A 1460-nucleotide genomic window follows, 5' to 3' on the forward strand; every position below is an offset into this window, starting at 1 on the left:
CTCTCCTTCTTTGCAGTGATGGCACTGATGTTTTGGTTTTTCTGGGCGCCGTTGGTTGCACCATTTCGTTATGGTTGGAAATGGTTATGGCTGCGTGGGCTATATATGCAAATGGGAGACTGTAATCTAAATTGTGTATTTGCCTGCTTTTGATATGTTACATCCAACAACAAAGCAGGCATATTATGGACGAGAAAAAACTTAAAGCCCTTGCAGCTGAATTTGCAAAAGGCATCAAAACGGAAGCTGACCTTAATCAGTTCACCCGAATGCTGACTAAACTTACCGTCGAAACTGCATTAAATGCAGAGCTGACTGAGCATTTAGGGCATGAAAAAAATGCCGCTAAATCAGGCTCTAATACTCGTAATGGCTATTCCTCTAAAACGTTACTGACCGATGATGGCGAGTTTGAATTGACCACGCCACGGGATCGTGAAGGCAGCTTTGAACCTCAATTAATCAAGAAGAATCAAACGCGTATTACGCAGATGGATAGCCAAATTCTCGCCCTCTATGCTAAAGGCATGACAACGCGTGAAATCGTGGCAACGTTCAAAGAGATGTACGATGCGGATGTCTCTCCAACACTGATTTCCAAAGTCACAGATGCAGTAAAAGAACAAGTTCAAGAATGGCAAAATCGCCCCCTGGAGTCACTGTATCCCATTGTTTATCTTGACTGTATTGTTGTGAAAGTGCGACACGACGGTAGGGTTATCAACCCGTCAGTTTTTCTTGCACTTGCGATTAATACTGACGGTCATAAAGAACTTCTCGGTATGTGGATAGCTGAAAATGAAGGGGCTAAATTTTGGTTATCGGTGCTTACTGAGCTGAAAAATCGGGGTGTTCAGGACATTCTCATTGCGTGTGTTGATGGTCTAAAAGGTTTTCCTGACGCGATAAATAGCGTTTATCCACAAACTCAGATCCAGTTATGCATCATCCATATGGTGCGTAATAGCTTAAAATATGTCTCATGGAAAGATTACAAAGCGGTAACCGCCGGACTGAAAACAATTTATCGAGCAGCAACAGAAGCATCAGCATTGATAGCACTCGATAAATTTGCTCAAGCGTGGGATGACAAATATCCACAAATCAGCAAGAGTTGGTACGCCCATTGGGAGAATCTAAACACGTTCTTTGCCTATCCCGAAGATATCCGTAAAGCCATTTATACGACGAATGCAATAGAATCCCTCAACAGTGTGCTCCGCCATGCGATTAAAAAACGTAAGGTATTTCCAACGGAAGATTCTGTGCGTAAAGTTATCTATTTGGCGATTGAATCAGCTTCAAAAAAATGGAGCATGCCGATCCAAAACTGGAAACAAGCGATGAGTCGTTTTATTATTGAGTTCGGTGACCGCCTGGACGTCACCTTTAATAAATGGGCAAATACACAGAATTATTTACAGGATCCATTTAAACCCTATTTTACCACATCGTTGTTT

1 pseudogene is annotated in these 1460 nt (G+C 42.2%); it reads left to right on the top strand.

Annotated features, from left to right (window positions below):
• Positions 1-185 precede the first annotated feature (185 nt).
• Positions 186-1382 (top strand): annotated as a pseudogene (locus Xsze_RS21375) (IS256 family transposase); the annotation flags it as partial.
• Between the last annotated feature and the right edge of the window lie 78 nt (positions 1383-1460).

It is taken from the genome of Xenorhabdus szentirmaii DSM 16338, from assembly GCF_002632585.1.
Lineage (GTDB): Bacteria > Pseudomonadota > Gammaproteobacteria > Enterobacterales > Enterobacteriaceae > Xenorhabdus > Xenorhabdus szentirmaii.